This window comes from Bifidobacterium dentium JCM 1195 = DSM 20436, from assembly GCF_001042595.1.
GTDB classification, from domain to species: Bacteria; Actinomycetota; Actinomycetes; order Actinomycetales; family Bifidobacteriaceae; genus Bifidobacterium; species Bifidobacterium dentium.
This window is the reverse complement of record NZ_AP012326.1, coordinates 2,126,803-2,139,960: the sequence shown is the minus strand read 5'-3', so window position 1 is coordinate 2,139,960 and position 13,158 is coordinate 2,126,803. Positions and strand designations below refer to the sequence as shown.

Annotated in this window: 10 protein-coding genes; 1 reads left to right on the top strand and 9 read right to left on the bottom strand. The window is 48.8% G+C overall.

Annotated elements, in window-relative coordinates; translation table 11 throughout:
* Positions 1-196: 196 nt before the first annotated feature.
* A complete protein-coding gene (locus BBDE_RS09000) occupies positions 197-1,558 on the top strand; it encodes an ATP-binding protein (protein ID WP_003838857.1) in 1,362 nt (453 codons plus the stop codon).
* 9 nt (positions 1,559-1,567) lie between these two features.
* Here BBDE_RS09000 and BBDE_RS08995 read toward each other — a convergent pair whose 3' ends face one another.
* From BBDE_RS08995 to cps2T, 9 genes are all read right to left on the bottom strand, one after another.
* Positions 1,568-2,869, bottom strand: coding sequence for a type II toxin-antitoxin system HipA family toxin (locus BBDE_RS08995; RefSeq protein ID WP_003838860.1), 1,302 nt, complete (start codon positions 2,867-2,869; stop codon positions 1,568-1,570).
* On the bottom strand, positions 2,866-3,444 hold the full coding sequence (locus BBDE_RS08990; protein ID WP_003838862.1) for a helix-turn-helix domain-containing protein: 579 nt from the start codon (positions 3,442-3,444) through the stop codon (positions 2,866-2,868). Before BBDE_RS08990 ends, BBDE_RS08995 begins: the two co-directional genes overlap by 4 nt.
* Before the next feature lie 274 nt (positions 3,445-3,718).
* Positions 3,719-5,161 carry a lipopolysaccharide biosynthesis protein gene (locus BBDE_RS08985; RefSeq protein WP_003838864.1) on the bottom strand — a complete coding sequence of 481 codons (1,443 nt, stop codon included), beginning with the start codon at positions 5,159-5,161 and terminating at the stop codon, positions 3,719-3,721.
* A gap of 147 nt (positions 5,162-5,308) precedes the next feature.
* Complete coding sequence (locus BBDE_RS08980; protein WP_012902481.1) at positions 5,309-7,054, bottom strand: thiamine pyrophosphate-binding protein; 1,746 nt, start codon at positions 7,052-7,054, stop codon at positions 5,309-5,311.
* Positions 7,055-7,081: 27 nt separating this feature from the next.
* Positions 7,082-7,945 (bottom strand): SDR family NAD(P)-dependent oxidoreductase, encoded by an 864-nt coding sequence (locus BBDE_RS08975; protein ID WP_003838868.1) that lies wholly within the window; start codon positions 7,943-7,945, stop codon positions 7,082-7,084.
* 12 nt (positions 7,946-7,957) lie between these two features.
* The gene (locus tag BBDE_RS08970; RefSeq protein ID WP_003838870.1) at positions 7,958-9,145 is read right to left on the bottom strand and encodes a polysaccharide pyruvyl transferase family protein; all 1,188 of its coding nucleotides are present in this window, start codon (positions 9,143-9,145) and stop codon (positions 7,958-7,960) included.
* A 38-nt stretch (positions 9,146-9,183) separates the two neighbouring features.
* The gene (locus BBDE_RS08965; RefSeq protein ID WP_003838872.1) at positions 9,184-10,491 is read right to left on the bottom strand and encodes a hypothetical protein; all 1,308 of its coding nucleotides are present in this window, start codon (positions 10,489-10,491) and stop codon (positions 9,184-9,186) included.
* A complete protein-coding gene (locus tag BBDE_RS08960) occupies positions 10,484-11,425 on the bottom strand; it encodes a glycosyltransferase family 2 protein (RefSeq protein ID WP_003836797.1) in 942 nt (313 codons plus the stop codon). The genes BBDE_RS08965 and BBDE_RS08960 overlap by 8 nt, the downstream gene beginning before the upstream one ends.
* Before the next feature lie 87 nt (positions 11,426-11,512).
* Entirely contained in the window at positions 11,513-12,727 is a 1,215-nt protein-coding gene (gene cps2T / locus BBDE_RS08955; RefSeq protein ID WP_003836799.1) for a beta 1-4 rhamnosyltransferase Cps2T, read from the bottom strand.
* Between the last annotated feature and the right edge of the window lie 431 nt (positions 12,728-13,158).

The window sequence follows — 13,158 nt, the reverse complement described above, 5'->3', positions numbered from 1 at the left end:
GACGGTCGAAAGGCTAGATGCAAGCGACTCGACGGCAGCCATTCTTGTAAAACGTGGCGGTATGCCACCTAAAAACCGTGTAAAACGTTACGGAAAGCCACCCGAAAGCCATGTAAAACGTTACGGAAAACGTGGCAGTTGATATACTGGTTGACACGGATTCCGTTACGGTAGTCAAGTTTTGCGAGGTGGAGTGATGCTGAAACGCAAGGCGTGGGAACGTCTGGAGCACTGGAAGCGGACCGATGCGCGGAAAGCGTTGATGATTACCGGTGCCAGGCAGATCGGTAAGACGACGTTGGTTCGTGAGTTCGCTAAACATCACTACAGGCGTTTTGCCGAGTTGAATTTTCTGGAAGATCCCAGAGCCGCATCGGTGTTCGACGGATCTCTGAGTGCGGATGCCGTTATCTCCAACCTCACTGCGTATCTGCAGACCCAACTGGAGCCAGGGCATACATTGATTCTGTTGGATGAAATCCAAGAGTGCCCATCGGCGCGTACCGCCATCAAGTTCCTAGTGGAGGACGGTCGTTTTGACTATGTGGAAACGGGCTCTTTGTTGGGCGTGAAGAATAAGCAAGTGGCTTCTTACCCGGTAGGATTTGAAGAGCAACTGCGCATGTATCCATTGGACTTCGAAGAATTCTGCTTGGCCAATGGTGTGCAGGAATCGACCATTGATATGCTTCGAGACCGCTTCAACGGGAACGAACCCGTCAGCGATTCGGTGCATGACACCATGATGCGCCTGTTCCAGGCGTATGTTGTAGTGGGTGGCATGCCTGACGTGGTTCAAAGGTATGTGGATACTCACGATATCGCGCAGGTAATCGCCTTGCAGTCCGACCTGTTGGCCTTGTATCGTCTTGACATCGCCAAATATGCGGATGATAAGGACAGAACGAAGATTCGGTCGATTTTTGATGCCATTCCTTCCCAACTCGATGACAAGAATCGTCGATTCGTGCTTGCGGATCTTTCTAAAAATGCTCGGCAGAATCGTTATGCCAGTAGCTTCCTATGGTTGGCGGATGCTGGTGTGGCCTTGCCCTGTTACAACGTCAAGGAGCCGGTTCCGCCATTGGAAGGCAACGGCAATCACAGCCTGTTCAAACTGTTTCTCAGTGATACCGGTCTGCTATGTACGGCATCCATGGGCGGCATCCAATATGATTTACTGCAGGGAAACCTTGACGTGAATATGGGTGCAATCACGGAGAATGTCGTGGCCCAGGAGCTACGTGCGCATGGTTTCGACCTGTATTATTTCAATACGAATCGTCTTGGCGAGGTCGATTTCATGGTGCAGAGTGGCAGAATCGTGTTGCCTGTCGAAGTGAAGTCAGGCAATGATTGGACAAAGCACAAAGCGCTGGATAATGTGCTTGCGGTTGATGATTGGGCGTTGAACAAAGCATATGTGCTGTGCAAAGGCAACGTTCGGCAGGATGGTCGGATTACCTACCTTCCGCTATATATGAGCATGTTCCTCGAACCGGAGCGTCGGCCGGAATCGATGATCTTCGATTTGGATCTCAGCGCCTTACGGCAATAGGCGAATACTTTATTCGAACCAAGCTTCGACTCGTTGGCATTGACCAATGATTCCGTTTGCTATGTGCCGTATCAGCATTCCTCTATTTGACTTTGTCTCTGGGGATGGGTCAAAAGATGATATTTCTTGTAAGCAGTTTTGCGCCGTTACTATAAAAGCGAATGGCAGGGTCTGGCTGAGTGCTTTAAGTGCGGAACGGCAGAATTCCCAATCATCCGCTCCAAACGGGGTAGTGAGCTTTTCCCAATGTTTGAGCTCGATTCTTTCGTAGTTGTATTCACCACCAATACTCATGGCCAGTTTGCGCTGTTTGCGCTGAGTTTGATAAGCGAACATGGATGCTATGTCGTAGAGTGGCGCAAATGTCGGTTTTTCGCCAACCGGCTCAAGCAATGCGTAATTCTTCGCATGGGCGTCGGTTCCCGCAATGAGGAAATTAATGACAAGCGCCATGTAGAACAACTTTATTTCTGTTTCATCGAGGCCGTTGGCCCGCATGCACTGAATGATATCTTGAGCGGAAGGACCTCCCTCGGATTGGTACTTGTTTGCGGTTGGATGCGCCGTCGCTTGGCAAAAATCTTCCTGATGGATTCGAGCGACGACAGAGCGGCCGTTGCGGTCCACGACCCTACGGTCCCAGCGCGCACTCACGAGTGCCGGAGTGCTGCCAAACGTTTTAAACGAAGTTTGCGCAACAGGGATTCCCATTTCATTTAAGGTCTTTAAACAGATGTATTCATTGAACGCCTGCTCATGCAAGGTATGTATGCCCGGCTTGATGATATGTGTCGTCGGTGCGGCTCCCTTTGCCGCATACCAAATTTCATCGATATGATGAAGTGCGATTTTGTCTTGTGCACCGTTCAGAGACCAATGTTCGTCTGAGACCTGCCAAGAAGCTTGATGTGTATCTGTGATGGCTTTGAGACGTTTCTCGCTTTCCTCTTCCGAGATCGGGGTGAGTGAATATTCGCTATTCTCAACTGATTCAAGTTGCTCTGGTAGTACAAATTGTGCTCCACCGGCGCAATCCAGACCGATTACGGTGAGCAGAGCGAAAGGATTGTTGCCGTTGACTCCGTGAAGCCGGCCAATTGTCCTGCGCATTTCTGGATTATCGGGTAGAACGCCGTCTATATAGGCTTCGACCGGACTGCCGGTCCATGGTTCCGATCTTCTTGGCAGGGATAGAGAAAGCTGCCCCGGTGCATGTTTGTCGTAAATGAAGGAATGTTTCCCGGCAGCGTTTTCCTGTAAAACGCCGATTCTTTGTCCTTCAAGTAGCACGATAAGTGTTTTGTCGGTCATTGTCGCGTTTCTCCGTCATCCAAGTCGTTGTGGGTGCTTCTCTCAAGATCTTTGGCTTGCTGGGTGACCTGTTTTGATCTGTCTAGCATGACACTGTAGGTGTCGAAGAAGTCACGGTCATAAAATGCGAGGACGTTCTGCATCGTTTTGCTAAGTTCTTCAGTGAAATGTGGCTGTAAGGAACTGTTGAATTTCGCCAGGGCTTCCTTCAATTGGGTCATGGGAAGTGTCTCGACGGAGCTCGAAAGGCCTTTTGCAACCTGCGCGTAGGTTTGGCCTGATGGACTGGTTTCGGTTGGTGCAGGTTGTTTGACGTCCTGTCTTGGGCCGTCTTGTGGGGTGTCGGTGACGACATAGTTTACGGATATGCTCATTTTGAGGGCGGCCATGATTTTCAGGATTCTGGTGAAGCTGGGGTTGGCGATATGCCCGTGTTCCAGCTGGTTGATCCAAGGACGGGGGATTCCTGTGGCTGTTGCGAGCTCGGTCTGCGTCATGTTGTTGGCGATTCGCGCATCCTGCAGTGACGTGGAGAGCTGTGTGAGAGAGCTGATCTCCGTTTGAAAATCGGTCATCTTCCGTCCTGTTCGATTTTCCGTACATCCATATTGTTGTTTGAATAATCAAACATTATCATATATTTGATGTTTGGATAATCGAACATATCGTTTTTTGTTTGATTATCCAAACATTCGATAGTTCGTTGCTTGTTGTTTGCGAGAGCCGGACTGATTCGTCGATGGATGACGTGTTCAAACGTGTTCCGGTTATGGTCGGATCAGGGCTGCACCCGGCACTGAGATGTCGGATACAGTGTCGACGAAGATCGAGAGGCGGGTGCTGCCGAAATTATGCCCGCGTCTTATTCCCGCGGATCGCTCTGATTTGAGGAAGGCTAGTGGCAACGTGGGTTATCTGAATTGCTGTTACCAATACCGTACATACGCAAGAAACGATATTCCAGCCGGTAATCTGCCAAGATATTGCCGATGCCTGAAAGACGAGCAGCGCGAGAGTGGGTGCCAGATAGCGCCATCCAACTGTAATCCGGATATATCGTCCGGCATCAACGACTCGCATCATGAACACCAGCATCTGCCCTAAGGCAGAGGCGATGCACGCTCCCGTTGTTCCTAATACGGGAATGAGGAGAGGAGTTAGAACTACGCACGCAATTGCCCCGAACATCGTGGTTTTCATGACAAAGGAGGTGTGCATTGTGGTCGAATAGACCGTTCCATAGAACGACGCGAACACACTGAAGAGATTGGAAATCAGTAGGATGCTGATCATCGGCCATGCAGCATAGGTTTCTCCCTGCAGCATGATGGATGCTATGAAAGGCGCGAAAAGCGATAGCAACGCGCACATCACGGTAAGTGCGGCTTGCAGGGCGCAGAATACTGAAGAGAAGAATTTTCCAAGTCCTTTGCTGCCGGATTCTTGATATGCGGATAATTGCCATGCTTGCTGAAACACCATGTAGGCAGTGTTGAGAAGACCAGGAATTTTAGAAGCGGCAGCGAACATGCCCGATGCTGCAATGCCCAGCATTCCGGTAATGAACAGTCGATTGATGCCCGAGCTCAACCACCAAAAGAGATTGTTGGGAATCAACGGGAGCGCATAGATGAGCATAGGACGAATGATCTTCCATGAATCGTTCACGGCGAGTTTCGTCATACGCCTGGCTCCGCTCAGGAAGGCCTTTGCCAGCCCTCCAAAACTCATGTAGAGCATGATTGCAAGCATTGGGCCGACTGATACCGAAATAAAGTATCCGGTGATGCCCATCCCCAGTTGCCCGATGGAAATACAAGCAAGAACAAGCGTGGTGACAGAGGAAACCCCGGCACATATTGGAATGAGTTTCACCTCACCCATGCCTCGGGCGACTTCGCCGCAAAGATTCATAATCGCGCTGGTCGCATAGGCAAGGATGAACCATGCTGTGTAATTACCGAGGCCGCCAAAAGCATCCAAGTCAAGAATCGGAGAGAAAAGCGTTACCAGCACTACGGAGAGAAGCGTTATCGAAATCGATATCGCAACATATTCATCCTTTTTATCTTGGTCACCCACAATAAAACGAACCGCTGCCTCCGCGATGGAGAATGTCGCAAGAGGCATTGCAAGGTTGATGACCGTGAGGGACATGTCGGTAAGACCGTATTCCCCGGCACTCATGTAGTAGGTGTATAGGGGAACCAGGAAAAAAGTAATCAGTTTTGTCGCCACGGCATTGATCGCGAATAAAACGGTATTGAGAACCAGCCGTCTGTACTTGCCCATCCTAAAGCCTTGCCATTTCAGATAAAACGTCAATTAAGCCAATAACATTCGTCGACGTATTGCGTCAGAACACTCGAAGGCATGCATGCTTCGCTTCTTGGTCATGCGTCACGATCATCCGACATTGCGAGTTACTCGTTCAATGCCTTATTTCCGTCCGGTGAATAACGAAGCGGCCTGACGTGCGTTCCCGGCACCGATCACTCGTTTGATTGATTGCTTCATACGCTTCTTTACCGATTCAGAAAAAGAAAGCATCTGATTCGCCTCAATCAATCTCTGATATGCTTCGTTCTCATTGTCGTCAGACACGAACACCTCCAAAACAACGGGTTTGGAGGAATCTGCGAGGAACGCTTCGCTCAGTTGTTCGAATTCATCCATCGATGAAGCGCTCATATAGGTGAATCCACAGTCGCTAGCCCAACCTGAGGCGGTCTTGAAATGTCCGCCGGCTGCGATGTAACGATCCACATCCTCGTCATGGCCAACGCCTAATTTGAACTCGAATCCGCCATTATTGTTGATCAACAGTATTCTGACATTGGGTTTCACGCCCCTGATCGACAGAGAGTTGATGTCATACAGGAATGCCAAATCGCCGGTGACCATAATGCACAGATCCTCCGTTGCAAAGCTCTGGCCGATAAGCGTGGACATGCCGCCATCGATGCCAAATGCTCCCACATTCGAGAAAAACGTTATGGAATCATCGAACGTAAAAAGTTCCCATACGCGCAGGCTATTGAGGATCGAAAGCTGGATGGTGCTTTGTACAGGAATACGCGATGACATGTATTGCGCGATGGCGGCATTCGAAAATGGCACCTGAACACGAGTCGTAACGTTCGAAAGCAGACCACGCCACTGATCGATATACGCATCGTCGTTACGAGCCTGATCATCCTCGACAGAGCATGCCCTTTCGAAGAAGAAATCTTCGGAACACTGGAACACCTCGGTAAGCTTGTCGTATGTGTCAACGACGTTGCCATCTTCGGCGATACGCCAATGCTCAATGGAGGCGAACTCCGGTTTTGAAATCATTCTGTACAACGGGTAGTCGCCGGTCTGGCCACCAATGGTAATCATGATATCCGGCGCCATTTGGCCGAATGTCTCCATGCTCAGCGAAGACATCAGCATGTTCGTGGCGACACAGTATGGAGAATGGAAGTTCGACAACAGATTCGCGTATACGACTGCTCCCCAGCGCTCGCAGAAATCGTTGATGAGCTTGTGTGTGCGTGCGTTGAAAGGACGATGCTCGCCAATGACGACCATCACTTTTTTCCCCTTCAGCGGCAGATTCCAGCGGTCTTCCGTTCCGTGCCTTTGCACGCATCGCAGGATCGGCTCCTCGTTTCCTAAGGGAAAGTCAAGCCACGGAACACACAATTGAACCGGTCCAAACCCATTGTGAGTAAGCTCTTGGATGGCCTGATTAGCCATTCGAATGCTGTGATAGACATCGTTGACATCAGAAATATACGGTAGCGTAAATGATTTCTTGACGCTGTCGGCGGGCAATGACCCTTGATCGGGTGCCTGCATGTATTCCTGATAGGTGAAACGAGGATGTTTTTGCATGGAGATGACAAACAGCGGAACGCGTTTGTAGTAGGCTTCGGTGAGCCCCGGAACATAATTTCGCGTTGCTTGGGCGCTGGTGCAGCACAAGGCGACCGGGATGCCGGTCTGAAGATAGATGCCAATGGCAAAGTATGCTGCACTCCGTTCATCGACAACGGAATGACAGGTGAAGAACGGATCGTTCTGCAAGGCCTTGATGAAGGCGATGTTGGTTCCTCCGGGACTGATGACCACGTGGTTGATTCCGTTTGCTTTCAGTAGACGTGTTACGATGCTGATGTTTTCCATGTTATTTGGCATAGCGTTCTCCAATTGTTCCTAAAAGAATCAGTTTTTCAGCGAATAGCCGCCGTCAAGCACAACGGTTTGCCCCACCATAAAATTGCAGGCGCCGCTCAACATGAATACAACGAATTGCGCAATCTCTTCGGGAAGCGCCACCCGCCCGAGCGGGTTCTGATTACAGTAGCCGTTATCGCCCTGCTTCATGGCAAAGCCTTGCATTGCGGTTTTCACCACGCCTGGCGCAACGCCATTCACAAGCACGCCATAAGGGGCCATCTGAAGACCGAGTCCTACCGTCAGGCCGCGTATGTCCCATTTGGACATGCGATAAGGGTAGATGGCGCCGACGAATCCTCCCTGTGAAGAGATATTGACGAGATGACGGTAGGAATGTGAAGGGTGTTCCATCCAATGTTTGCAAAAAGCCTGAGAGACGAAGAACGTACCGCGGCTGTTGGTCTCGTATATCCGATTCCATTCATCGACACTTACGTTCGGAAAGAACTCATGCGGTTGCATGCCGGCATTATTGATGACTGCGTCAACATGTCCATCGAGCAGATCGACGCACTGCGCGACTTTGGCGTCGGCTTGTGAGGAGTCGGCTATGTCCCATACGAGATAGCGCATCCGTTTTTCATCCAACTTCGCTGCGGCCGTCTTGAGTTTCTTCTCGTTCCGGCCTGTGATGAGAACTGTCGCACCTGATTCGACGCACTGCTTCGCAATGGCGAATCCGATGCCTGATCCTCCTCCGGTGATGACAATGCGTTTTCCCGATAAGGCATCATGATTTTGGATTTGATTGAGCGCGATGGTGTTGACTCCGCCTGCTTTAAGCGTTTGGACAAACGCAGAGCAGGCGCGTGACAATCGTAGGGCGGCTTTACCGACTTGTTTGATCATGCGATTCCCAATCTAACGCCCTGAGTCGGCGGCTAATACGGAGTGATCCAGCCAGGTTTTGAGGTCGGTGGAGAACGCGTCAAGATTCTGTTTCGCCTTGTCGAGAGCGAAACGTTGTGCCTCGCGCAATTCCGAGGGGTTGTCGAGATATTGCAGCGTCACCTTGATGGCTTCTTCTGTGGACAGCTTTCTGCCATTGATTGAGAAAGGATATCCGATTGACTCATACAGCCCCTCGAATTTTGGACTGTACGAGAAGGGCAGGGTCGCCACTCCGGAAGAGAATGCACCGACTGTGGCATGCATTCTTGCACCGGAAAAAACGTCCATGTTGGAGATATAGCCTTTTGCCTGCATCGGTGATTTGAAGTCCGGTGCTAGGATGCAATGCTCATACTGTTCTGACAGTTCTTTGCATATGGGGGAGTCGCACTCCGGATACAGGCTGCCCACCACGTGCGGGATGAGGTGAACGGTATAGCCCCGCTTGGTGATTTCGGGAATGATCTGCTTGATGTACTCACGGTAGTTAACCGTCAGACCGAATTGGTTGGACTCCGTATATCCGCCAGTCCAAAGCAATCCCGATACATTTAGGCCGAAGCGCGGGCCATGGTCCTTAAGCTGCATTTGATCTTTTGGCAGGGCAAAAGCCACATCTGTCGTGGTAATTACGTCCGTGCCGGTCATGTCTTTGACCAATCTTGCGGATTTCTTATCGCGCGCATAAACTCTATCCGCCGATACTATGAGCCATCGGGCGATCCTTTTGACCAGCCCACTGTTGAATGGGCCGTATGTTTGTGGACCCAAGACAAGGCATCCTGTTTTTCTGATGGCCACGACCTTGAAGAATGAGGTTAGAGCGAATCTCTTGAGCCCGTAGATGTCCGAGAAGCTGTCTCCTTCCGTGAAATCAATGACCACATCACTGTGCGCGATCTTTTGTCTTGCTAGTTTCATTGAGGCTAGATTTTTGAATGAGTATCTGATTACTTCTTCGGTTACCCAGCTTTTTTTGACGGCAACATAGTCAGCACAATCAACATTCGATAGAACGGCGAGTTTGAGTTGTGTTCCGCTACCCTCAAACATCTCCAGTAGCAGTTCACGGAAAGCATATGCCAGAGCGCTGCATCCAAGATTAGGGGAACTGAAGCTCAAACCGCATAGAACGATACGGATAACGTTTTTATTCATTCGGTAACTCCTTTTTGCGTTAATTTCGTCGTATATAATTAGGTGTTGTTGCTCATATGTTTTTGTAGAGCGTTATTTGTTGTTGAGAATTTGTGAGAGAAGAGTAAGAGCTCAACGAAGACCAACCATATATATTGCAGGTTATATGTGGCCCCCATCAAGGCTATAATGATAAAAGCAACCGTGATTTTTGAATTGTTTATTCTGAGATTATCGATTCCTTTGATGAACCATAGATAAAAGAGAATCAATCCTATTGCTCCGAAATTTAAGAGTATGTTAACGAAATCACACTCTACAATCCAAATTTGGCCAGAGTACTGTCCAGTGACTGCGGAGTAAGGGAATCCTGACGTGTTAATACCGTATCCGAAGAGAAAAGTAATAATGGAACCGAAAAGTAGAACCTTGGAAAGATTGGTGAAGTAGCCTAGATGGGCAGAAGTACTCGAGTCCAGTGAGGATGTCTCATTCAATAAACCTGATATGCGATATGAGAATACATCCCAGAGTCTGTTGACCTGCTGACTTATAAATGCTGACGACTGATATAAGAAGACGACAAATGCTAAGAACAGTAAAAGTCCGAATAGAATTGAAGTTATCTTTTTACGTTTATTGATTAATGATTCCAAATTACGGGCATACTGTAGCATCATGAATGTGACGCACAATGTTATTCCGATGGTCAGAGTTGCACTTTGCGTTAGAACTGCGCCGATAACAACTGCGAGCTTTGTGATTAATTTATCTTCTAAGAAAAAACCTAGAAATATGATAGGCGCGATTCCTCCTGCATTCCAGCAAAGGCCTGTGGGTACATACCCCGTACCCTTAAATTGAGATGCTTTTTCGACAATTTTGAATATATCAACAAAGATTAACTTGTTAATATCGATCTTTAAGAAATTCCAGGAAAAAGTTTGAATAATTATCCATAAGACTTGTATCCTGCAAGACCATTTCAACCCATCCAGTAAAGAGTGGATGTAAGAACCGTCCGATCTACCAGATGTGATAGAGGTTGCCAGTACAAAAATTGCATAATAATTGATTAATCCTTTAATATTGTTTAGAATATATCCGTCAGATAATCCTAAAAATAACGATATGATGGCGGAAATCGTCGCAACAGCCAAAAATGGTAGGAAATTGGACCTAGTGTCAATCCTGACTATTCCGGTAATGAATCCGCATGCAAGCAAGCCGTAGGTCATTAAAAGAAAAATAGATATTCCGCCGACCTGCAGGATTACAAAACTTGAAAGTAGTCCAAGTAGGAATAATATCTTATCATTATAGATAAAAACCTTCTGAATTTGCTTAGTGTGTATACGACTAGACATATATCAGCTCGCCGATTATTTGGATTATTCCCTGTTTGAGGAATCTTCCTTCAATTACCCTGCTGACGCGAGATACCTTATGCATCGAAGGTAAAGCGATGAATTTATCCAAGGTTTTAATTTGAACTTGTGAGAGTGCTTCTTGGTATTTTCTTCTAAAAGCAGCGGCTTGGGAATGCGCCATTTTCAGGGTTTGTCGTACGTGAGCACTGCCGGAAAGTCTCTTCAAAATAAAACCTAGGGTATTGACTTTGGTGGCGCCTACAACATTGTCTCCGTGCTGACGATACTTAATCGTTGTTTCTGAGACGTGGACGATTTTTCCTAGAGTAGCTGCGACAAGAGTAATCCACCAATCGTGCATCGCGACCGCAGGATCAGCAAGATCAAGCAACTCATTGAGCTTGGAATTCCAACACATCGTACATCCAGTAACGTTATTTTGTACGAGGAGATGTGGTAAATCTGTGACATCAGGGTTCAATGCTCTATAGGCAAAAAAAGAGTCGCCAAGAGTCTTTAGATTTTCATCTACAACCTCTAGATCTGTATGAACTAGAATTGGTCCGTCAAAAATCGCTTCCGTCTTTTGCATTGTTGCGAGAGTAAGCTCTATTTTCTCGGGCTTCCAGTAGTCATCTTGGTCGGAAAACATATAGTAGCGATGAGGATTGTGTATGGTGACCCATTTTTGAATCGAAGCAAAATTTGCTTTTGAGCTACCTCCTCTTAATTTTTTATCATCGATATTGACGATTCTATCTGGGTACTTTTCTGTATAACGTTTAATGATGCTTGCTGTAGCATCGATTGAATTGTCATCTCGAATATAGAGGGTCCAGTCTTCGAATGTTTGAGAAACAATCGATTCGATTTGTTCTTCGAGATATTTGGCACCATTGTAAGTAGCCAACATTATGGCAACGCTAGACATATAATACCTGTTCACTAGTTCGGAAGATAACTATTTGTTTATCAAGCATGGAAGTGCGTCAATCAATAGCGGATTTGTCTCAAATTGTTATTCCTCCATGCCATTGACGAATACCTGTTCGTATTCGTCTGCGATGTGTTGCCAGCTGTAGGCGTTCCGGATGCGTTGCGTGGAGAGTCTGCCCAGCTCGGTGATCTCCGCAGCGCTCATGCGGTCGGCGCGGTCGATCAGCCCGGCCAGATCGCCCAGCTGCTTGCTCCAATAGAGGGCGGAATCCTCGGCAACCTCGCGGTTGAAGCCGACGTTCAACAGCAGGTTCAGGTCCGTGGAGCCGAGCGCCTCGAGCAGGCTCGGGTTGGTGCCGCCGACCTCATGGCCGTGGAAGTATGCGTACGCGTTCTCGCGGATCTTCATGAGGAGTTCCTGGTCGTATACGGTGCCCACGAACTTGATGCGCGGATCCCGGTCGAAACGGGTCTTCTCCTTGAGCTCCTCCAGGAACCTGTCGCTCACATTGGTGATGAGCGCGAAGTCGCGCTCGGACCCGCTTTGCATGAACTCGCGGATCATGGTCTCGTAGTTGTTTTCCGGCACGAAACGTCCGACCACCAGGTAGTAGCCCTTCGGGCTGAGGCCTTTCTCCGTATACCAGCCAAGCAGTTTCGGGTCATCGTCCGCCAGTGAGCTCTTGCGGGTCTCGGCGCCGTATGCGATGAACGTGGTTTTCGGATTGTACTTGCCGTACTCGTCGTGGATGTACTTCTCGATGTTCTTGCTGTCACAGATCAGCAGGTCGCAGTGCTTGGCCATGAGTTGTTCGGAGATCTTCCAATACCTGCGTACCGGTGCGCTCCACTTGGCGCGCATCCACTCGTGGCCGTCCGGGTTGATGTACAGCTTGCCACCGAGCTTGCGGATCACGCGATGGAAGTGGGCTGCGAACGGTCCGATGCGGCATGCGAGAACATAAACAATCGGATGCGGGATGCGATTCGCGCGGATGTAGTTGACGCAATGCTGCAGTGCGGCCACGTCATAATAGATGGCTTGCGCCGGGCCAATATCAGGTACCTTCACGTTGAAGCAGTCGGCGTTGTGGTATTCGAAGGTCTTGGAGTCCTTGGCCTTGCAGGCCACGTGATACTTCAGCAGGGGGACGCTTTGATGGTATTCGGTCAGCCGATCCACAAAGGTCTCGTATCCTCCATAGTTACCCGGGATGCCCTTTGATCCCACAACGAACACATGTTGAACGCCGTCTGATGTCTCTACATAGCGGCCGTTATCGGCGCTGCTCGGCATACAGTAACCCTTTCGACCTCTGCTTCATACTCAGAAAAGCGCCAAACCCCTTGTCTCCAAAGGCTATCCAGACCTGACTGCACTTCTCTCAGTAAACTATGTCCATTATGGTTTCCCCTATAGACGGGTGAATCTGGTTCCGGTTTTCCCGGACGAGACTACAACGAATGATTCCATCGAACATCTCTAAACACAATGATTTTCGGCAAAAACTACAGTTTGTAGAATTTTTTTCATCAGTCTTTTAGATAAAGTGAAAATTAGCCGATAACGGCCGTTATGTTGGCTTTTTTACCGGAATTTTTCCTAAAATGGGGTGTGTCCGATGAGGACATGCCTTGTGGAATTCGATGGTAACGCCGGCGCCTCCACCTCTCATGCGTAGTTGGGAAGCGCCGACGGCCGGCGGCGTATGCATAATGCATACTGCT

Excerpts from the sequence above, each read along its gene's own strand:
- BBDE_RS08980 (WP_012902481.1), bottom strand. The coding sequence starts at position 7,054 with ATGCCAAATAACATGGAAAACATCAGCATCGTAACACGTCTACTGAAA.
- BBDE_RS08985 (WP_003838864.1), bottom strand. The coding sequence starts at position 5,161 with ATGGGCAAGTACAGACGGCTGGTTCTCAATACCGTTTTATTCGCGATC.
- BBDE_RS08975 (WP_003838868.1), bottom strand. The coding sequence starts at position 7,945 with ATGATCAAACAAGTCGGTAAAGCCGCCCTACGATTGTCACGCGCCTGC.
- BBDE_RS08970 (WP_003838870.1), bottom strand. The coding sequence starts at position 9,145 with ATGAATAAAAACGTTATCCGTATCGTTCTATGCGGTTTGAGCTTCAGT.
- BBDE_RS08965 (WP_003838872.1), bottom strand. The coding sequence starts at position 10,491 with ATGTCTAGTCGTATACACACTAAGCAAATTCAGAAGGTTTTTATCTAT.
- BBDE_RS09000 (WP_003838857.1), top strand. The coding sequence starts at position 197 with ATGCTGAAACGCAAGGCGTGGGAACGTCTGGAGCACTGGAAGCGGACC.
- BBDE_RS08995 (WP_003838860.1), bottom strand. The coding sequence starts at position 2,869 with ATGACCGACAAAACACTTATCGTGCTACTTGAAGGACAAAGAATCGGC.
- BBDE_RS08990 (WP_003838862.1), bottom strand. The coding sequence starts at position 3,444 with ATGACCGATTTTCAAACGGAGATCAGCTCTCTCACACAGCTCTCCACG.
- cps2T (WP_003836799.1), bottom strand. The coding sequence starts at position 12,727 with ATGCCGAGCAGCGCCGATAACGGCCGCTATGTAGAGACATCAGACGGC.
- BBDE_RS08960 (WP_003836797.1), bottom strand. The coding sequence starts at position 11,425 with ATGTCTAGCGTTGCCATAATGTTGGCTACTTACAATGGTGCCAAATAT.